This is a genomic window from Sediminimonas sp. (assembly GCF_024637375.1).
Taxonomy (GTDB): Bacteria; Pseudomonadota; Alphaproteobacteria; order Rhodobacterales; family Rhodobacteraceae; genus Sediminimonas.
This window is the reverse complement of the sequence record NZ_JAGXFK010000093.1, coordinates 1-18,023: the sequence shown is the minus strand read 5'-3', so window position 1 is coordinate 18,023 and position 18,023 is coordinate 1. Positions and strand designations below refer to the sequence as shown.

Genomic DNA, 18,023 nt, shown 5'->3' with positions numbered 1-18,023 from the left:
GCGTGGTCCTTTAACGAAGATTCAGGAGTAGGCCCCGGGGTCTTGAAAAGACTCCGGGACGTTTTTTTCAAGAAATCGGCGTCACGCCGTTTCGCCAAGCGCCGCGATCTCGGCGTCGAAGGCCCAGTCGACCCAGGGCAGAAGCGCCTTTATGTCGGCGGTTTCCACCGTGCCACCGCACCAGATGCGCAGGCCGGCCGGAGCGTCGCGATAGGCGCCCACGTCGAACGCGACGCCTTCGGACTCGAGCCGTTTCTGCACCGCCTTGGCGAAGGCCGCGCCGTCCTTGATGCGCGCGTCGGTGAACTTCAGGCATACGCTGGTGTTCGAGCGCGTCGCCGGGTCTTCGGCCAGGTTGGCGATCCAGTCGCGGGTCTCGCAGAAATCCCAGATGGCCTGCGCGTTGGCGTCGGCGCGTGCGATCAGGCCCTTGAGCCCACCGACATCGCGCGCCCAATCCAGCGCGACGAGGTAATCCTCGACCGCCAGCATCGAGGGCGTGTTGATGGTGGCGCCCTCGAAGATGCCTTCGTTGAGCTTGCCGCCCTTGGTCAGGCGGAAAATCTTGGGCAGCGGCCAGGCCGGTGTGTAGCTTTCAAGCCGTTCGACCGCGCGCGGGGACAGGACAAGCATGCCATGCGCTGCCTCGCCGCCCAGCACCTTCTGCCAGGAAAAGGTCGTCACATCCAGCTTGTCCCAGGGAAGATCCATGGCGAAGGCGGCGCTGGTCGCGTCGCACAGCGTCAGGCCGGCGCGGTCGGCCGGGATCACGTCGCCCGAGGGCACGCGCACGCCGCTGGTGGTGCCGTTCCAGGTAAAGCACACGTCGTTGTCGTAGTTCAGCGTCGCCATATTCACGATGCGCCCGTAGGGGGCCTCGTGCACGGTGGCGTTGATCTTGAGCTGCTTGACCGCGTCGGTGACCCAGCCGTCGCCGAAGGATTCCCACGCGACCATCTCGACCGGGCGTTCGCCCAGCATCGACCACATCGCCATTTCGAACGCCCCGGTGTCGGAGGCGGGCACGATGCCGATGCGGTAATCGGCGGGGATGCCCAGCACCTCGCGCGTGCCTTCGATGGCGGCTTTCAGCTTGGCCTTGCCCACGGCGGCGCGGTGGCTGCGGCCCAGGGGCGCGTCTGCCAGCTTGTCGAGGGTGAAGGTGGGGATCTTGGCACAGGGGCCGGAGGAAAAACGCGGGTTGGCCGGCCGCGTTGCCGGTTGTTCAGTCGTCATTTTTGCTACCCTTCCAGATAAGCGCCCCTCGTTGGGGAGGGGTGTCCCGCCACCGCATGTACCGGCGTTCGGCGGGTTTCACAACCGTCAAAATGTCGCTATAGCGCCGGTTGAATGTTCAAATGCGACGTTGCGCAGCTTTGACCGGACCCTTGCCATGTACATTGCCACCCTTCTGACCAACCCCGACGAGCCGCACCTGACCGACCATGCCGTGGCCGCGCAGCGCGATGCCTGGCAGGGCGGCGATATCGCCTGGCTGTCGCCCGGCGAGGCGGCGGAGTTCCCGGTGCCGGACTTGCCCGACGACCGCTGGTCGGCGTGGGAGACATGGCAGCGCCGCGGCGTCGACCTGGTGATCCAACCCGCCGGGGGGCGGCGCAAGGCGATGCTGATTGCCGACATGGACAGCACCATGATCGGGCAGGAATGCATCGACGAGTTGGCCGACGAGGCCGGGGTGGGCGCGCATGTCGCCGGCATCACGGCGCGCGCCATGAACGGCGAACTGGATTTCGAACAGGCGCTGACCGCGCGCGTGGCGCTGCTGAAGGGCCTCGACGAATCGGTGATTGACCGGGTGCTGAATACGCGTATCACGCTGGCCCCCGGCGGACGGGAGCTGGTGGCGACGATGAAGGCCATGGGCGGCTACACGGTGCTGGTCTCGGGCGGGTTCACCGCCTTCACCCGGCAGGTCGGGCGGTGGCTGGGCTTCGACGAGACGCACGCCAACATCCTGCTGGCCGAGGACGGCCGCCTGACCGGAGAGGTGGCGCACCCCATCCTGGGCCGCGAGGCCAAGATCGAGACGCTGGCCCGCGTCACCCGGCACCTGGATATATCCGAGGCCGACGCGATCGCCGTGGGCGACGGCGCCAACGACCTCGGGATGCTCGGGCGCGCCGGCACCGGCGTGGCGCTCCACGCCAAGCCCACCGTCGCGGCACAAAGCGACATCCGCATCAACCACGGCGACCTGAGCGCGCTGTTGTTCATCCAGGGCTACCGCCGCGACGAATTCGCGGGGTGAAGGGCCCAGGCTCTGACATTGGCAATGATGCGTGCCTGGGTCGTTCTGTCACTACACGCAGTGTGCGTTTGAACCGGCCCGGATGCAGCATGGCGTGCGGTTCGGGGCGATCTGTGTGCGGTCGCGAAGCCCCGCACATCCACCCCATTCCCCGGAAATTTCCTTGATAGATAATCGCGCGTGATCACATATGGATCAGCACGGCGGAATTGGATCGAGGATTATCATGACCCACGAAGCGACCGACATTCCGACATTGAAAGAAGCGCTCCAGAAGCCACGCAAACACCGCGACATGAAGCTTGCGCTGGAGCCGATGCCGAATTTCAGCAAGACACCGGGTGGCCCGAACGAAACCCCCGTATCCTTCTGGGCGTCGTGGGATCTGAAAGACCGGCCGCGTCGGATCGCCCTGCTTCTGGATGATTGCCAGGAAGAGTACCGCGCCTATGCGGGTGGTATTCTGCCCAACATGGAGAAAATCCTGGATGCCTTCCGAAATGCCCGGTCTGGCAGCGACGGCGTTCAGATCGCGTGGAGCGCCTGGAGCCGCCGCTTTGACGACGGAATTTCGAACGCCATGGATCGCTGGTACGGGCCCAGAGGCTTGCGCCCCGACGCCACCGAGAACGCGGCCTATATATTCACCGGCGCCCCCGGTCTGGAGCCATTGGCCGAAATAGCGCCGACCGATGAAGAGGTGGCCGATGGCTGGTTCTACCATGGCAAGCATCTGGACATGTTCTGGACGTTCGATGAGGACGGCGCGTCTTACCTGGACACGAAGCTGAAGGCCCATGACATCGACACCATCGTGATTGTCGGCTTGTGGACGGATGAGTGCGTTCTTAGCACCGCTTATGCCGGAAACTCGCGCGGCTACGACGTTGTGGTGGTCCGTGATGCCGTCGCCACCGCGACGGCCAATCAGGAAACGGCATTGACCGTGGCCAACAGCACCGTCGCCAACGTTCTCTCAACCGAAGAGGTCGTGGCCTACATGGAAAACGATTTTGTTACCGGCGCGCCGGGCGCAGTGAAAGGTACGCGCTTCCCTGACGGGCGCAAGGAAGATTGATCCGGTCGCGTGTGCCGCATACTATTTCAAGCCAAGACTTGCGCCATGTCTTGCCCAGCCGGATAATGGGGGCTTCCTTCCGGCAAGCCTGCGGAATTTCGCCAATCGCTCTTTCGCCGATGGCAGGTTTCAGGCTAATGTAGCAATGTCGAGAAGCAAGCGGCCCGTCGCAAGCTGCCGGAACAGGCAGGGCGGGCCTTCGGGATTGAGGCAAGGACGGCTGGAGGCTGGACAATGGTATCACGAGTGGCAGGTGGCGTGGCCGGCGCATTGATGGCGCTGCTGGCGGCGACGGGCGTCGCCGCGCAGGAAGAAAGCGACAACCAGGTCGCCGCCAAGACGGATTGGAGCGTTTTCGAGGACGCCGACCCCAAGGAATGCTGGGCGGTCTCTTCGCCCAAGAAAACCGTCAACACCCGCGACGGGCGCGTTGTTTCGGTGCGCCGGGGCGAGATATTGCTGATGGTGTTCTACCGCCCTGCAGCCGATGTCGACGGGCAGATCACTTTCACTGGCGGCTATCCGTTCGCCAACGGGTCGACCGTGACCCTGGACGTTGACGGGGCTGACTTCGACCTGTTCACCGAGGGCGAGTGGGCCTGGCCCGCCACCCCCGACGACGATGCCGAGATCATCGCCGCGATGAAGGCCGGCACCAAGGCGACGCTCACGGCAAGGTCCACCCGCGGAACCAAGACCGAGGACGAATTCTCGCTGCTGGGGTTCACCGCCGCCCTGGAAGAGGCCGAGAAACGCTGTAAGTAAGGGACGGAGCACCTCTGATGCGGGTGACGGGCGGGCAGGCTTGGCTTGTGTCCCGCCCCGCCGTTCGTGTATGGGGGCGGTTCGGTAACCACGGATGAACGCGCGATGACGGCCAAGGCCCCGATAACCCAGGACGTGATGACGTTGCCCCGCACCCTTGCGCAGGAGGGGCGGGTGAACCTCGTCGGCATGACGCGCGACCAGATGCGCGACGCGCTCGTCGCCATGGGCACGCCCGAGCGGCAGGCGAAGATGCGCGTCGGGCAGATATGGCAGTGGATCTACCAGTGGGGCGTGCGCGATTTCGCGGCGATGACCAACCTGGCCAAGGCCTATCGCGCCCAACTGGCCGAGCATTTCGTCATCGAGATCCCGGAACTGGTCAGCCGCCAGCTCAGCACCGACGGCACCCGCAAGTACCTGGTTCGCATCGCGGGCGGCCACGAGGTGGAGGTTGTCTATATCCCCGAGGAGGGGCGCGGCACCCTGTGCGTGTCATCCCAGGTGGGCTGCACGCTGACCTGTTCGTTCTGCCATACCGGCACGCAGAAACTGGTGCGCAACCTGACCGCCGGTGAAATCGTCGGCCAGATCATGATGGCGCGTGACGATCTTGGCGAATGGCCCGAACCCGGCGCCCCGAAGGATGAGACGCGGCTGTTGTCCAACGTCGTGCTGATGGGCATGGGCGAGCCACTATACAATTTCGAGAACGTCCGCGACGCGATGAAGATCGCGATGGATGGCGAGGGCATCAGCCTGTCGCGCCGCCGCATCACCCTGTCGACCAGCGGCGTGGTGCCCGAGATCGCCCGCACCGCGCGCGAGATCGGCTGCCTGCTGGCCGTCAGTTTCCATGCCACCACCGACGAGGTGCGTGACAAACTGGTGCCGATCAACCGGCGCTGGAACATCGAAACGCTGCTCGACGTGTTGCGCGAGTATCCCAAGGTATCGAATTCCGAACGAATCACGTTCGAGTACGTGATGCTTGACGGTGTCAACGACAGCGACGAGGACGCCCGCCGCCTGGTCAGGCTGATCGCGGGCATTCCCGCCAAGATCAACCTGATCCCGTTCAACGAATGGCCTGGCGCGCCCTATCGGCGTTCGTCCAACAACCGCATCCGCGCCTTTGCCGACATCATCTACAAGGCCGGCTATGCCAGCCCCATCCGCACACCTCGCGGCGAAGATATCATGGCCGCCTGCGGGCAGCTCAAATCCGCCACCGAACGCGCGCGCAAGTCGAAACGCGAGATCGAGGCCGAAAGCGGGCTATCGCGGTAACGCGCGCCCGTTCAGGGACGACCCAGATGCAAGGCCAGGATTTTGCCCCGTTGCCGCAGCCTCTCAACGCCGATGGCGAGCCGCGCCGCACCGGGGTCGAGATCGAGCTTGGCGGCCTGACCGAGGCGCGTGTTGCCGAGGTTTGCACCGAAACACTGGGCGGGCGGGCCGAACAGGGCGACGGCCCGTTCTGGACGGTCACGGGCTCGCGCATCGGCAAGATCGAGGTCTATCTCGACATCTTTTTGCGCAAGGCCGAACGCAGCAAGCTGCGCGATCTTGCGCTGGAGCTGGGGCGCGAGGTCGTCCCGGTCGAGGTCGTGACCGAGCCGCTCGATATGGACGGGCTGCGCGAGACAGATCGTCTTTGCGCCGCGCTGCGCGAGGCCGGCGCCCTGGGCAGCGAAGGCGGGTGGCTGTTCGGTTTCGGGCTGCACCTGAACATCGAGATCGCGTCGGAACGCGATGCCGACATTGTGCGCCCGCTGCTGGCCTATGCCCTGATCGAGGACTGGATGCGCAGCGCCAACCCCATAGACGAATCGCGCCGCGTGCTGCCCTTTTCCGACCCGTACCCGACCGATTTCGTGCGCGATCTGATCGCGCTGGGCCCCGATGCGACGCTTTCGCGGGTGATCGACGTCTACCTGCAACGCACACCGACGCGCAATCGCGGGCTCGACATGCTGCCGGTATTCGCGCACCTGCGCGGGGACCGGCTTGCCGACAAGCTGCCGCGGTTGGTGTCGGCGCGGCCCGCCTTCCATTTCCGCCTGCCCGACAGCCGGATCGACAACCCGCGCTGGTCGGTCGCGCAGGAATGGCAGCGTTGGGTCACCGTCGAAAGGGTCGCCGCCGACAGTGCCCTTTTGGGCGCGTTGTCGGATGCATGGCTGGACGATCACGGCGCGTTGACCCTGTTGCGGCAAAGCTGGGCCGACCGCGCCGGTGCCATCCTGTGCCGTGCCGGGCTCGATGACGCGGGCACGCCCCCGGCATGACCCGTCCGGTGATCGGTGTCTCGGTATCGCGGCGGTCGGGCTGGCGCATCTTTCCCCTGATCGCGCTGAATATCTTCATCGCCGGCGGTTGGGCCCGGCGCTGGAGCCCGGGCTACAGGCAGCCGGACATCGGAGAGGTCGACGGGCTGGTGATCGGCGGCGGCGACGACATCTCGCCCGATCTCTATGGCGGGCGGCTGATCACGTCCGCGCGACTGGACCACGACCGCGACGCGCTGGAACGGCGTCTGGTGCAAGAGGCCAACGCGGCCGGCATGCCGGTTCTGGGCATCTGCCGGGGGAGCCAGATGATGAACGTGGCCCTGGGCGGCACGCTGCACCAGGATGCCTATGGCACCTATACCGCCAGCGACCGGCGCTGGACGGTCCTGCCGCGCAAGATCGTGCATCTGGTGCCCGACACCCTGCTGGCAGACCTGACCGGCCCCGAGCCGATGACAGTCAACGCCCTGCACAGCCAGGCGGTGGACCGCCTTGGCGCGGGCCTGCGCGTGGCGGCCCGTGACCGCGGTGGCATGATTCAGGCGATCGAGCGCGTCAGCGACCCGTTTGCCATCGGCGTGCAGTGGCACCCCGAGCACCTGTTTTATGCCCGCCGCCAGCAGGCGCTTTTCCGCGCCCTTGTCCGGGCCGCGCGCGCCCATGCCGACAAGCGCGCGCAGCTTGCCGCGGTGCAGGCCGATAGCTGACGCGCCCCGGCCAATTGTTTACGCAAGGCCGCTCAATTGCCGCAATCGGGATGAATTGTTGCCACTGTTGCGGTGCAGCCTGCCTGTATCGAAACAATGATGCAGGAGGGCACCCAATGTTCGACGACATCTCTTACGGCGAATTCAACGCCGACGACATCCGCGACTTCGTTCTGCGCGAGCGCGGCAAGGCCGTTTCCTCGCGCGAGTGGAAGCACCGGCTGGCCGGCTACGGCTACCGGCTGACCGAAACCGACCGGGGCTATTGCGTGACCTCGGTTCTGGGCGGCGAAGAACTGTGCCGCCTGCCCGGGCAGGCGGCGGCCTGACCGGCGCTCAGCCCAGTGTGCTCCCGGGCGCGGGGTTGGCCTCGCTCCAGCGGTCGATGATCTCGACCGCCTCGGCCGCGGTCTCGACGAACTGGAACAGCGCCAGGTCTTCGTCGCTGATGGTGCCGGCCTCGGCCAGCGCGTCCCAGTTGATGATCCGGCGCCAGAAATCTTCGCCGAACAGCAGGAACGGCACCCGGCGCATGCGTTCGGTCTGAATCAGGGTGAGGCTTTCGAACATCTCGTCGAGGGTGCCGAAGCCGCCGGGAAACATGCATACCGCGTTCGCACGCATCAGAAAATGCATCTTGCGGATCGCGAAGTAGTGGAAGTTGAAGCACAAGTCCGGTGTGATGAACTCGTTGGGCGCCTGTTCATGTGGCAACACGATGTTGAGCCCGATCGAGATGCCGCCCGCATCGGCTGCGCCGCGGTTGCCGGCTTCCATGACGCCCGGGCCACCGCCGGTGCAGATGACGTTGCGGTGGCGCGCCGACCCGATGCCGCGCAGCGTCATCAGCCGCGAAAACTCGCGCGCCTCGTCGTAGTAATGTGACAACTCCGCCAGCGCCTGCGTGCGTGCGCTTGCCTTGTCCTCGGGCCGGGGAATGCGGGCACCGCCCATCAGCACCACCGTGCTTTCGATGCCGTATTCGTCCATCACCATCTGCGGCTTGAGCAGTTCGAGTTGCAGGCGCACCGGGCGCAGCTCGGCGCGGCTGAGAAAGTCGTCGTCGACAAAGGCCAGCCGGTACGAGGGCGCGCGCGTCTGCGGCGTATCGGGCACATCGTGGGCGGTTTCGATATCGCTGTGGGCATCGCGGAACACGCCGCTGCGATCCTTGCTGGTCACTTTCGACTCCCTTGATTGCGCAGTCGCCTCTCCCTAGCGTCCGATGCGCGCCAAGGCCAGCGAAAGCCGGATCGCCCGGCGCGATGTCGCCGCGGGTCGACGCGGCGCCGCATTGCGGGACGCGCGCCAAGGGCTTATAGGCGAGGCTCGGCATGCAACACGCAAGACAGGGAGAGCGCCCGGATGTCCAACACCGACCTCGAAACCGCGATCGAAGCCGCATGGGACGCGCGCGACCAGATAACCCCCGCCACGGGCGGCGAGACCCGCGAGGCCATCGAGGCCACGCTGGACGCGCTCGACGCCGGCAAGCTGCGCGTGGCCGAGCGCGATGATGCCGGCGAATGGCACGTCAACCAATGGGCCAAGAAGGCCGTGCTGCTGGGATTCCGCCTGCGTGACATGGAACAGCAAGACGGTGGTCCGCAGGGCGGCCGCTGGTGGGACAAGGTCGACAGCAAGTTCAAGGGCTGGGGCGACCGGGAATGGCGCGCCGCGGGTTTCCGCGCCGTGCCCAATTGCATCGTGCGCCGGTCCGCCCATATCGCACCGGGCGTAGTGCTGATGCCATCCTTCGTGAACCTTGGCGCCTACGTGGACGAAGGCACGATGGTGGATACATGGGCCACTGTCGGTTCCTGCGCACAGATCGGCAAGGGCGTGCATCTGTCGGGCGGCGTCGGTATCGGCGGCGTGCTGGAGCCGATGCAGGCCGGCCCCACGATCATCGAGGACAACTGCTTCATCGGTGCCCGCTCCGAGGTGGTCGAGGGCTGTATCGTGCGCGAGGGCTCGGTCCTGGGCATGGGCGTCTATATCGGCAAGTCCACCAAGATCGTCGACCGCGAAACCGGCGAGGTGTTCATGGGCGAGGTGCCGGCCGGGTCGGTCGTCGTCTCCGGCTCGATGCCCACCAAGAACAACCTCAACCTCTATTGCGCGGTGATCGTGAAACGGGTCGACGCGCAAACCCGCGCCAAGACCTCGATCAACGAGTTGCTGCGCGATTGACCCATACCGGGCGGGGCGTCCGTGTTGGGGCGGCATGCCGGGTTGAGTACTTTCGGCAAGATGAAGGCGGATGCGATGGCCGGCAAGAACGAGAAGGAAAGCCGCCAGCAGGTCTATACCCTATTGGTGGAACTTGGCCGCAAGCAGGGCGACGGGCTGCCCGAGGATGCCACCGGCGCGGCGCTGATGTGCTATGCCTCGGGCGTGGACGAGGCCGAGGCAGTGCGCGAGACGGTCGCGATTCTCAAGCAGGCCGACCAGGCGCCGCTGGACGTGACCGGCTATGGCACCGCCGAGGAACGCGCCGCGCAGGGACATGAGATCGACGAGGACGAGCATGCGCTGATGCGCCGCGCGCTGGAGGAAAACGCCGTGATCGTCGCGCAGGTCACGCCGCATTTCGACTAGCCGGCGCCTGCGTTCCGTTACCCGCTGCCGATCAGCACCCCCGCCGCGAACACCAGCGCCCCGCCCAGCACCACCTGGAAGGCGGCGCGCAGGAACGGCGTTTGCATGAACCGGTTCTGGATCCAGGCGATCGCCCACAGCTCGATGAACACGATGGCGAAGGCGAGGGTCGTCGCGGTCCAGAAATCGGGGATCAGGTAGGGCAGCGCGTGGCCCAGACCGCCCAGCGTGGTCATCACCCCCGACGCGATTCCGCGCTTGAGCGGCGAACCGCGCCCCGACAGCTCGCCGTCGTCCGAGGCCGCCTCGGTAAAGCCCATCGAGATACCCGCGCCCACCGACGCCGCGAGCCCCACGAGGAACGTCGTCCAGGTATCCTGAGTGGCGAAGGCGGTGGCGAAGATCGGCGCGAGCGTCGAAACCGACCCGTCCATCAGTCCCGCGAGCCCCGGCTGCACCCATGTCAGAATGAACTGCCGGTGCGCTTGTCGGTCTTCGGCGGCGCGGGTGTCATCGTCGAGGTGCTGCTCTTCGAGTTCACCCGCGGTGGTCTGGTGGCCCGCCTCGGCGGCGGCGAGATCGCCCAGAAGCTTGCGCGTGGCCGCGTCCGAGGTGCGCGCGGCAGCGGTGCGGTAGAAGTGCTCGGCGTCGCGTTCCATGGCCTCGGCCTCGGCGCGGATGCGCTCGATGCCGAGGTTTTCAATCAGCCAGACCGGCCGGCGCGCGTAGTATCCGGCCACATGTTCGCGCCGGATCAGCGGTATGGTGTCGCCGAAGCGTGCCTTGTGCAACTCGATCAGGCTTTGGCGGTGGGTGTCTTCCTCGCTTGCCATGTCTTCGAACACGCGCGCCGAATCGGGGTAGTCGTCGCGCAGCATCTGGGCATAGCTGCGGTAAATGCGGGCGTCGTCCTCTTCCGACGAGATCGCCAGCGCGAGCACTTCCTGTTCGTTGAGATCGCGGAAATGGCGGCGTTGGGTGAAAAAGCGCATGCTCACCTCGCTTGTTATAACGATTCTAAGATATGAAAATCTGAATGGCGTGCAACGCTTTCTTTTTCTGGGCCGCCGCTTGGGGCACCTTGTCGCGCCGCGTGCAGCCCGGTAATGCTGCGGCAACGCCGGGGGAGGCATGACCAAGCATCAAGCACGGATTCACCGCGGTCGCAAGTTTGATCAGGTGCTCGCAGGGGCGCGGCAGGTATTCCTGTCGGACGGGTTCGGCTCCGCCTCGGTCGACAAGATTGCCGCCGTGGCCGGGGTCTCGAAGGCCACGATCTATAGCTATTTCCCCGACAAGCGCGAGTTGTTCTGCGAGGTCATCCGATCCGAGTGCAACCAGCAGGCCGAATCGGCGTTGCGCCTGATCGACACCGGCCGCCCCCCGCGCGACGTGCTGGCCGAGGCGGCGCGGCAATTGCTGAGCTTTCTGCTGTCGGAGTTCTCGCAGCGGGTGTTTCGCATCTGCGTCGCCGAGGCCGACCGGTTCCCGGAACTGGGGCGCGCCTTCTATGAAAGCGGTCCGATGATGGGGCGCCGACGGCTGGGCGAGTACCTGCAGGCGGCTGGCGGGCGCGGGGAATTGGCGATCGAGGATGTCGACATGGCGGCGGATCAGTTCGCGGAACTGTGCAAGGCCACGCTGTGGCCGCGCGCGATGTTCGGCATTCAACAGGATTTCGACGAGGCCGAGATCGCCCGCGTCGCCGACGAGGCGACCTGGACATTTCTTGCCCGCTACGGCGCCTGAGCCGGGTCAGTCCAGCCGACGCACCAGTATCTGGTTGCCGGTGCCGCGCTTGGTTTCCAGCACCTTGATGGCCGAGACCAGATCGCTGAGCTTCTTGTGGCCGTAGCTGCGAGTGTCGAAATCGGGGTTGGCGGTGGTGATGAACTGCCCCAGTGGGCCAAGCGCGTACCAGTCGTCGTCTTGGTCGATGCTGTCCATCGCCTTGAGGATCAAGTCGCGTGCTTCGTTGAGGTCGCCGGTTGCGGCCTTTTCGGTCTTTGTCGCGGGCTTATCCGAGCTTGGCGCGCCTTCGAGGTTTTCAAGGAAAATGAACCGTTTGCAGGCTTTTCGAAACGCCTCGGGTGTCTTTTGCGCGCCGATGCCGAACACGTCGAGCCCCTGTTCACGGATGCGGCTGGCCAGGCGGGTGAAATCGCTGTCGGAACTGACCAGCACGAAAGCGTCGAAGCGGCCCGAATGCATCAGGTCCATCGCGTCGATTACCAGGGCGGTGTCGCTGGCGTTCTTGCCTACCGTGTTGGCCGGCTGGTGATGGGGCACCAGGCCGAACTCGGCCTGCACCTTGTTCCAGCCGCTCATCTGCTGGGACGAGAAATCGCCGTAGCAGCGGCGCACGCTGGCCTCGCCCATGGCGGCGATCTCGTCGAAGACGGCCTTGGTCCATTTCGGCGACGTGTTGTCGGCGTCGATCAGCACGGCCAGAAGCGGCGGGCGTTGGTTCTGCATTGTCTTGACCCTTTCCTTGCCGCCGTTGTGCCCGAATCGCGCGGCAAGCGAAAGGGCGCACGGCGCCGGAAGGGCGAAAACGGACGCCTGGTACGGTGAAACCGTATGACTTGAGCGGCCTTCGCGGGGCTTGACCGGCGCCGGGCGCCGCGCTAGGCCACTCGTGTTCTGGTTCGGGCGCATGCGCGTCCGGTGAAAAGGGAACGCGGTGAAATTCCGTGACTGCCCCCGCAACTGTAAGCGGCGAGCGACACCGGCAACGGCCACTGTCATGACCACATGACGGGAAGGCCCGGTGGAGCCCCGACCCGCGAGTCAGGAGACCTGCCAGAACGATCACCCTGTCCGGGCGCGGTGGGCGTCATGGGCAACGGTTTTTTCCGTTGTGGTGGCACCCGAACCGTCCGGGCAGGCCGCGCAGACCTTTCCGGGCATATTGTCAAACCCCGCAGTACGGGCCGCGAACGGCCCGTGCGAGGAAAGGACCACGCGAATGACACGGCTTTCCCGTTTCCCGATCTTCACGGTTTCCCCTATTGCCGCCCTGATGCTGGGCACTGCGCCGATGATGGCACAGGCGCAGGTCATGGACCTGGACGAGATTACCGTCCTGGCCGGCCAGAGCGACACCGAACTGTCGCGCACCGGTGCCAGCGTCGAGGTGCTGGGCCAGCGCGAGATCGACGACGGCCAGATCGACACCGCCAACACGCTGAGCCTGCTGCCCGGTGTCACCCTGTCGCGCAATGGCGGCATCGGTGCGACCACCACGCTGCGCATTCGCGGGCTGGGGTCGAAATACATCGCCGTGCGGATCGACGGCATCGACGTGTCGGACCCGTCGAGCACGCAGACCGCGTTCGATTTCGGCGGGTTGATCAATGCCGGGCTGGGCCGGATCGAGTTGCTCAAGGGATCGCAATCGGCGATCCACGGCTCCGAGGCGGTGGGCGGCGTGATCGACATCGCTTCGCGTCGCCCCGAGAAACTGGGCTTTTCGGGGCGGATCACCGCCGAGGCGGGGCGCTATGGAACCGCGCTGGGGGCGCTGACGCTGAGCAACGCCACCGAGGATGGCGAGGTAACGCTGAGCATGTCGCGGGTCGTGACGGACGGGTTTTCGAACCGCGACAGCGACACCGAAAAGGACGGATTGGAACAGACCGATCTGCGCCTGAACGCACGCCACGCGGTGACCGACCGGCTGACGCTGGGATTTGCGGCGCTGTATTCCGACGGCACCACGCAGTTCGATCGTTCGGCCACCGACCCCAGCGGCGACATCGACCAGACCCGGCGCGGCGCACGTGTCTTTGCCGAGTACGCCGGCGACCGCATCGACCACGAGTTCAGCATCCAGCGGTTCGAAAACGACAGGCTGGACGCCGGCAGTCCGTTCACCAACCGCTTTCTGGGACAGCGCACCAAGGCGGATTATGCCGGGCACACGGCGCTGGGCGCGCGTACCGACCTGAGCTTTGGCGCCGAATGGACCGAAGAGAGCGCGCGGCTGGACGCGACGCGCGCCGAGACCTCGGAAGTTGCCGGGTTTGCCGAGCTGAGCTACGCGCCGCGCGACGATATCGACCTGTCGCTGGCCCTGCGCCGCGACGAGCACGAGGATTTCGGCGGCCGCACTTCGGGCCGCGCGGCGCTGGCCTGGCGGTTTGCCGATGACATGACCCTGCGCGCCGTGGCCGGCACCGGGTTTCGTGCGCCGTCGCTTTATGAACTGTTCGGCCCGTTCGGCAATCCGAACCTTGATGCGGAGACCAGCGAAAGCTACGAGCTGAGCCTCGAAAAGCGGTTTGCCGGCGATGCGATGCTCAAGGCGACGCTGTTTCATACCGAGATCGACAACCTGATCGACTACAGCTTTGTGACGTCGAGCTTCGCGCAGGTGCCGGGTGTCACCCGCACCCGCGGCCTGGAACTGGCCGCGCAGGCGCCGCTAGGCGGGGCGGTGGACCTTTACGGCAGCTACACCCTGTCGGACACGCGCACACCGGGCGGTGGACGGCTGGCGCGCACGCCGCGGCACGACCTGACGGTGGGCGTGTCGGGGCGGACGGATTGGGGCCTGCGCGGCGACCTCGCTGTGAACCACGTCGCCGACCGGCCCGATGACGGGTTCCCGTCGCAGGCGATGGCGGATTACACGCTGGTGCACCTGGGCGCCGCCTATGCCGTGACCGACAGCGCCGAGGTCTACCTGCGCGTCGAGAACCTGACCGACGCCGACTACCAGACCGCGGCAGGGTTCAACCAGTCGGGCCGCGCGGCCTATTTCGGGCTCCGTGCGTCGTTCTAGGGTCATATCGCTTGTGGTGGCGGCCGGCCTTGCGCTGGCCGCCAGCACCGCACCGGTGCGGGCCGATGAGGCACCGCGCCGGGTGGTGTCGATGAACCTGTGCACCGACCAGTTGGCGATGATGCTGGCCGGGGAGGGGCAATTGGTGTCGGTGTCAAACCTGGCGGTGGACCCGCGTGCCTCGGCCATGGTGGATCAGGCGCGGAGCTACACCATCAACCATGCCCGTGCCGAGGAGGTTCATGCCCTGCGCCCCGACCTGGTGCTGGCAGGACGCCATTCGTCGCGCGCCAGCGTCGCGATGCTGCGCCGGCTGGGCATCCGGGTCGAGGTCTTTGCAGCCGCCCGATCGATGGAAGACATCGGCGCGGTGCTGGAACGAATGGGGCGGCTGTTGGGCCGTGCCGACGCCGGTGCGCTCGCCGCCGCGCGGTTCGAGGCGCGGCTGGCGGAGCTGCGCGCCACGGTGCGGCAGCGGCCCGAGGCGGCGCTGTATTACGCCAACGGCTATACGGTGGGCGACAAGACGCTTGCCGGGCAGATCCTGCTGGCGGCGGGGTTTTCCAACACCGCCACCCGCGCCGGGATCAGTGGCGGGCAGGTGATGGCGCTGGAACAACTGGTGATGCATGCGCCCGAGGTGCTGATTTCCGGCACCTCCTATTCCGGCGAGACGCGGTCCGAGGCGATCCTGGATCACCCTGCGGTAGAGATTCTCAGGCGCACCCGGCCATCGGCCAACGTGCATGACCGCGACTGGATTTGCGGCACGCCTTACGTGCTGCGCGCTGTTCATGACCTGGGCGGGCTGCGCCGCAAGGCGTTGGAGGGCGCGCGATGATGCGGCTGTTCGTCACCCTTGCCGCGCTGGTGGCGGCGCTGTTCATCGCCTCGCTGCTGGTAGGCCCGGCGCGGATCGGCGCGGTCGAGGGGCTGCGCGCCCTGGTCATGGGCGGTGACGGGCCGGTGCCCCTGGTGATGCGCGAGATCCGCCTGCCGCGCGCCCTGCTGGCGGTGATGATCGGCCTCAGCCTCGGGCTGTCGGGGGCGGCGATGCAAGGCTACCTGCGCAACCCGCTGGCCGAGCCGGGGCTGATCGGGGTGTCGGGGTCGGCGGCGCTGGGCGCGGTGCTGGCCATTCACACGGGGCTGTCGGCGGCGTGGGCATTCGGCCTGCCGCTGGCGGCGCTGGCCGGCGCGCTGGCTGGCGTGATGCTGGTGATCGCGCTGGCCGGGCCGCGCGGGTCGTCGCTGACGCTGATCCTGGCCGGGATCGCCATCTCGTCGATGGCGGCGGCGCTGACATCGCTGGTGCTGAATCTGTCGTCCAACCCGTTCGCCGCCAACGAGATCGTGTTCTGGATGATGGGCTCGCTGGCCGACCGCTCGATAAGCCATGTGGGGCTGGCGCTGCCACTGATGCTGGCGGGTTGGGTGCTGCTGCTGCCGCTGGGCCGGGGGCTGGACGCGCTGACGCTGGGCGAGGACGCGGCGGCGTCGATGGGCGTGCGCCTGTCGCGGATGCGGCTTGTGCTGGTTATCGGCACCGCCTGCGTTGTCGGCGCGGCGACGGCGGTTGCGGGCGCCATCGGCTTTGTCGGGCTGGTGGTGCCGCATATCCTGCGCCCGCTGGTGGGCGCGCGGCCATCGCGGCTGCTGTGGGCATCTGGGCTGGGCGGCGCGGTGATGGTGCTGGCGGCCGACCTGGCAGTGCGGCTGATCCTGCCCGAGCGCGACCTGAAGCTGGGCGTGCTGACGGCGCTGGTGGGTGCGCCCCTGTTTCTGCACCTGATCTACAAGACCCGGAGGGAACTGCCATGACCCTGCTGGCGCTTGACGATCTGTCTGTCAGCCTGCGCGGGCGCGACATCTTCACCGGGGTCAACGCCCGGGTCGAGGCCGGGGAGTTCGTCGGCCTCATCGGCCCCAACGGCGCCGGCAAGACGACGCTGATGCGCGCCGCGCTGGGGCTGGTGGCGGCGCGGGGGCATTCGTCGCTGCTTGATCACGGGGCGGCGGAACGCGCCCGCCTGGTGGCGTGGATGCCCCAGGCGCGCGACATCGCCTGGCCGGTCAGCGTCGAGGCGCTGGTGGCCCTTGGCCGGGTGCCGCATCTGCCTGTCGGGCGGCCGCTGTCGGCCCGCGATCAGGCACATGTGGATGCGGCGCTGTCGGCGATGGGGCTCGACGACATGCGCCGGCGCACCGCGACGCGGCTGTCGGGCGGCGAACAGGCGCGGGTTCTGATCGCGCGGGCGCTGGCGCAGGACACGCCGCTGCTGATGGCGGACGAGCCCATCGCCGGTCTGGACCCGGCCAACCAGATTTCGACCATGCAGGTGTTCGCCGGGCTGGCGGCCGAGGGACGCGCGGTGATCGCGTCGCTGCACGATCTGGGGCTGGCGGCACGCCATTGCACGCGGCTCATGCTGATGGGCGAGGGCGGGCTTGTCGCCGACGGGCCGCCGGGCGACGTTCTGACGCCCGACAACCTGGCGCGGGTGTTCCATGTCAACGCGTGGTTCGAGCGCACACCGCACGGGCCGGTATTCCAGCCGCTGGAGGTGATCGGATGACCGCGCACCTGACGCTTGAGCGGCCCTGGCTGTGCCTTGACCTGGGCACGCCGATGCGGGTGCTCAGCTGGGCGGTGAACCGGCCCGGCATGGTGACGGCGCGGCGCATCGCGTGGCGCGAGGTGCGCAACGCCGATCTGCCCGAAGAGCTGGACGCTGTGGCGTGGCTGCAGGGTGAACTGGCCGCGCGGGGGGCGGGCGACGCGGTGGCGTTCCTGACCTCGCGCGACGTGCGCGCCTACGTGGATCGCAGCGTGCGCATGGGTGCCGTCGAAGCCCGCGCGGTCGCCACGGTGGGCCTGTCAAATGCCGAGCGCGTGGGCACCCGGATGGACCGGGCCGGCCACGACTGGGGCACCATCAACATCGCCGTGGTGATCGAGCCGGCTGGCGGCGGCCTGTCAGAGGCGGCGCTGGTCGAGGCGCTGAGCATCGCCACGCAGGCGCGCACCGCCGCGGTAATCGCGGCGGGGCCGGACCTGCCCACCGGGCGGGCCACCGGCACCGGCACCGACTGCATCGCCGTGGCTGCGCCATCCGGCCTCATGAACTATGCCGGGCTGCATACAGACACGGGCGAGGCCGTCGGCCGCGCCGTATACGACGCGGTGCTGGCGGGCACGCAAGACTGGATGACCCATGTGCGCCGCCATGATGGCGCGGCGGCACCGATCAAGGGGGCGATGTGATGGAAACGGATGCGCTGTTGGGGTTCCTGCAAAAAGGCGGGCCGGCGCTGTGGGTGATTGCCGCGCTGTCGGTGCTGACGCTGGCGCTGATCCTGTGGAAGCTGCTGCGCCTGTTGCGGCTTGGCGCCTGGGCGGGCCACGCCACCGCGCGGGCGGTCGATCTGTGGTCCCGGCACGATGACGCGGCGGCGCAGGCGGCGCTTGAGGGGCGCAGTGGACTGCGCGCGCGGCTGGCGCTGGCGGCGATGCGCGCGGCGG

General features: G+C 67.1%; 19 protein-coding genes, 1 pseudogene and 1 riboswitch. Of the genes and pseudogenes, 16 read left to right on the top strand and 4 right to left on the bottom strand.

The window, feature by feature from the left end; all coding sequences use genetic code 11:
• Window positions 1-81: 81 nt before the first annotated feature.
• Window positions 82-1,236 carry a phosphoserine transaminase gene (locus tag Q0L89_RS14610; RefSeq protein ID WP_296766580.1) on the bottom strand — a complete coding sequence of 385 codons (1,155 nt, stop codon included), beginning with the start codon at window positions 1,234-1,236 and terminating at the stop codon, window positions 82-84.
• Between the two features lie 157 nt (window positions 1,237-1,393).
• On the opposite strand from Q0L89_RS14610, the gene serB reads away from it, so the two are divergent.
• The 7 genes from serB (at window position 1,394) to Q0L89_RS14575 (ending at window position 7,442) form a co-directional block, all read left to right on the top strand.
• The gene (gene serB / locus Q0L89_RS14605; RefSeq protein ID WP_296766578.1) at window positions 1,394-2,269 is read left to right on the top strand and encodes a phosphoserine phosphatase SerB; all 876 of its coding nucleotides are present in this window, start codon (window positions 1,394-1,396) and stop codon (window positions 2,267-2,269) included.
• A 226-nt stretch (window positions 2,270-2,495) separates the two neighbouring features.
• Complete coding sequence (locus Q0L89_RS14600) at window positions 2,496-3,347, top strand: isochorismatase family protein (protein WP_296766576.1); 852 nt, start codon at window positions 2,496-2,498, stop codon at window positions 3,345-3,347.
• 234 nt (window positions 3,348-3,581) lie between these two features.
• A complete protein-coding gene (locus tag Q0L89_RS14595; RefSeq protein ID WP_296766573.1) occupies window positions 3,582-4,112 on the top strand; it encodes an invasion associated locus B family protein in 531 nt (176 codons plus the stop codon).
• A gap of 105 nt (window positions 4,113-4,217) precedes the next feature.
• Window positions 4,218-5,402, top strand: coding sequence for a 23S rRNA (adenine(2503)-C(2))-methyltransferase RlmN (rlmN, locus tag Q0L89_RS14590; RefSeq protein WP_296766570.1), 1,185 nt, complete (start codon window positions 4,218-4,220; stop codon window positions 5,400-5,402).
• Between the two features lie 26 nt (window positions 5,403-5,428).
• A complete protein-coding gene (locus Q0L89_RS14585; RefSeq protein ID WP_296766568.1) occupies window positions 5,429-6,403 on the top strand; it encodes an amidoligase family protein in 975 nt (324 codons plus the stop codon).
• Window positions 6,400-7,113, top strand: coding sequence for a gamma-glutamyl-gamma-aminobutyrate hydrolase family protein (locus Q0L89_RS14580; RefSeq protein ID WP_296766566.1), 714 nt, complete (start codon window positions 6,400-6,402; stop codon window positions 7,111-7,113). Before Q0L89_RS14585 ends, Q0L89_RS14580 begins: the two co-directional genes overlap by 4 nt.
• Before the next feature lie 116 nt (window positions 7,114-7,229).
• The gene (locus Q0L89_RS14575; protein WP_296766564.1) at window positions 7,230-7,442 is read left to right on the top strand and encodes a hypothetical protein; all 213 of its coding nucleotides are present in this window, start codon (window positions 7,230-7,232) and stop codon (window positions 7,440-7,442) included.
• A gap of 7 nt (window positions 7,443-7,449) precedes the next feature.
• Here the strand turns inward: Q0L89_RS14575 and Q0L89_RS14570 are convergent, their stop codons facing one another.
• Complete coding sequence (locus Q0L89_RS14570; protein WP_296766562.1) at window positions 7,450-8,295, bottom strand: LOG family protein; 846 nt, start codon at window positions 8,293-8,295, stop codon at window positions 7,450-7,452.
• Window positions 8,296-8,478: 183 nt separating this feature from the next.
• On the opposite strand from Q0L89_RS14570, the gene dapD reads away from it, so the two are divergent.
• Both dapD and Q0L89_RS14560 read left to right on the top strand, forming a co-directional pair.
• Window positions 8,479-9,306, top strand: a complete 828-nt coding sequence (dapD, locus tag Q0L89_RS14565) for a 2,3,4,5-tetrahydropyridine-2,6-dicarboxylate N-succinyltransferase (RefSeq protein ID WP_296766559.1) — start codon at window positions 8,479-8,481, stop codon at window positions 9,304-9,306.
• Window positions 9,307-9,381: 75 nt separating this feature from the next.
• Entirely contained in the window at window positions 9,382-9,714 is a 333-nt protein-coding gene (locus tag Q0L89_RS14560; protein WP_296766605.1) for a hypothetical protein, read from the top strand.
• A 17-nt stretch (window positions 9,715-9,731) separates the two neighbouring features.
• Here the strand turns inward: Q0L89_RS14560 and mbfA are convergent, their stop codons facing one another.
• Window positions 9,732-10,706: an iron exporter MbfA gene (gene mbfA / locus Q0L89_RS14555; RefSeq protein WP_296766557.1), complete on the bottom strand. Its 975-nt coding sequence runs from the start codon at window positions 10,704-10,706 to the stop codon at window positions 9,732-9,734.
• A gap of 139 nt (window positions 10,707-10,845) precedes the next feature.
• Between mbfA and Q0L89_RS14550 the strand changes: the two genes are divergently transcribed.
• Window positions 10,846-11,463 (top strand): TetR/AcrR family transcriptional regulator, encoded by a 618-nt coding sequence (locus Q0L89_RS14550; protein ID WP_296766555.1) that lies wholly within the window; start codon window positions 10,846-10,848, stop codon window positions 11,461-11,463.
• A 6-nt stretch (window positions 11,464-11,469) separates the two neighbouring features.
• Here the strand turns inward: Q0L89_RS14550 and Q0L89_RS14545 are convergent, their stop codons facing one another.
• The gene (locus Q0L89_RS14545; RefSeq protein ID WP_296766553.1) at window positions 11,470-12,189 is read right to left on the bottom strand and encodes an NYN domain-containing protein; all 720 of its coding nucleotides are present in this window, start codon (window positions 12,187-12,189) and stop codon (window positions 11,470-11,472) included.
• 152 nt (window positions 12,190-12,341) lie between these two features.
• Window positions 12,342-12,536, top strand: a riboswitch (cobalamin riboswitch).
• 146 nt (window positions 12,537-12,682) lie between these two features.
• On the opposite strand from Q0L89_RS14545, the gene Q0L89_RS14540 reads away from it, so the two are divergent.
• The 6 genes and pseudogenes from Q0L89_RS14540 to Q0L89_RS14515 all read left to right on the top strand — a co-directional run.
• Complete coding sequence (locus Q0L89_RS14540) at window positions 12,683-14,500, top strand: TonB-dependent siderophore receptor (protein WP_296766550.1); 1,818 nt, start codon at window positions 12,683-12,685, stop codon at window positions 14,498-14,500.
• Window positions 14,487-15,341, top strand: a complete 855-nt coding sequence (locus tag Q0L89_RS14535; protein ID WP_296766548.1) for an ABC transporter substrate-binding protein — start codon at window positions 14,487-14,489, stop codon at window positions 15,339-15,341. Before Q0L89_RS14540 ends, Q0L89_RS14535 begins: the two co-directional genes overlap by 14 nt.
• Entirely contained in the window at window positions 15,341-16,321 is a 981-nt protein-coding gene (locus tag Q0L89_RS14530) for an iron ABC transporter permease (protein ID WP_296766602.1), read from the top strand. The genes Q0L89_RS14535 and Q0L89_RS14530 overlap by 1 nt, the downstream gene beginning before the upstream one ends.
• Window positions 16,318-17,076 (top strand): ABC transporter ATP-binding protein, encoded by a 759-nt coding sequence (locus tag Q0L89_RS14525; RefSeq protein WP_296766546.1) that lies wholly within the window; start codon window positions 16,318-16,320, stop codon window positions 17,074-17,076. Before Q0L89_RS14530 ends, Q0L89_RS14525 begins: the two co-directional genes overlap by 4 nt.
• The gene (locus Q0L89_RS14520) at window positions 17,073-17,765 is read left to right on the top strand and encodes an adenosylcobinamide amidohydrolase (protein WP_296766544.1); all 693 of its coding nucleotides are present in this window, start codon (window positions 17,073-17,075) and stop codon (window positions 17,763-17,765) included. The genes Q0L89_RS14525 and Q0L89_RS14520 overlap by 4 nt, the downstream gene beginning before the upstream one ends.
• Window positions 17,765-18,023 (top strand): annotated as a pseudogene (locus Q0L89_RS14515) (MotA/TolQ/ExbB proton channel family protein); the annotation flags it as partial. The gene Q0L89_RS14520 and the pseudogene Q0L89_RS14515, both read left to right, overlap by 1 nt.

Coding starts and splice junctions, on each gene's coding strand:
- Q0L89_RS14610 (WP_296766580.1), bottom strand. CDS start 1,236: ATGACGACTGAACAACCGGCAACGCGGCCGGCCAACCCGCGTTTTTCC.
- serB (WP_296766578.1), top strand. CDS start 1,394: ATGTACATTGCCACCCTTCTGACCAACCCCGACGAGCCGCACCTGACC.
- Q0L89_RS14600 (WP_296766576.1), top strand. CDS start 2,496: ATGACCCACGAAGCGACCGACATTCCGACATTGAAAGAAGCGCTCCAG.
- Q0L89_RS14595 (WP_296766573.1), top strand. CDS start 3,582: ATGGTATCACGAGTGGCAGGTGGCGTGGCCGGCGCATTGATGGCGCTG.
- rlmN (WP_296766570.1), top strand. CDS start 4,218: ATGACGGCCAAGGCCCCGATAACCCAGGACGTGATGACGTTGCCCCGC.
- Q0L89_RS14585 (WP_296766568.1), top strand. CDS start 5,429: ATGCAAGGCCAGGATTTTGCCCCGTTGCCGCAGCCTCTCAACGCCGAT.
- Q0L89_RS14580 (WP_296766566.1), top strand. CDS start 6,400: ATGACCCGTCCGGTGATCGGTGTCTCGGTATCGCGGCGGTCGGGCTGG.
- Q0L89_RS14575 (WP_296766564.1), top strand. CDS start 7,230: ATGTTCGACGACATCTCTTACGGCGAATTCAACGCCGACGACATCCGC.
- dapD (WP_296766559.1), top strand. CDS start 8,479: ATGTCCAACACCGACCTCGAAACCGCGATCGAAGCCGCATGGGACGCG.
- Q0L89_RS14560 (WP_296766605.1), top strand. CDS start 9,382: ATGGCCGGCAAGAACGAGAAGGAAAGCCGCCAGCAGGTCTATACCCTA.
- mbfA (WP_296766557.1), bottom strand. CDS start 10,706: ATGCGCTTTTTCACCCAACGCCGCCATTTCCGCGATCTCAACGAACAG.
- Q0L89_RS14550 (WP_296766555.1), top strand. CDS start 10,846: ATGACCAAGCATCAAGCACGGATTCACCGCGGTCGCAAGTTTGATCAG.
- Q0L89_RS14545 (WP_296766553.1), bottom strand. CDS start 12,189: ATGCAGAACCAACGCCCGCCGCTTCTGGCCGTGCTGATCGACGCCGAC.
- Q0L89_RS14540 (WP_296766550.1), top strand. CDS start 12,683: ATGACACGGCTTTCCCGTTTCCCGATCTTCACGGTTTCCCCTATTGCC.
- Q0L89_RS14530 (WP_296766602.1), top strand. CDS start 15,341: ATGCGGCTGTTCGTCACCCTTGCCGCGCTGGTGGCGGCGCTGTTCATC.
- Q0L89_RS14525 (WP_296766546.1), top strand. CDS start 16,318: ATGACCCTGCTGGCGCTTGACGATCTGTCTGTCAGCCTGCGCGGGCGC.
- Q0L89_RS14520 (WP_296766544.1), top strand. CDS start 17,073: ATGACCGCGCACCTGACGCTTGAGCGGCCCTGGCTGTGCCTTGACCTG.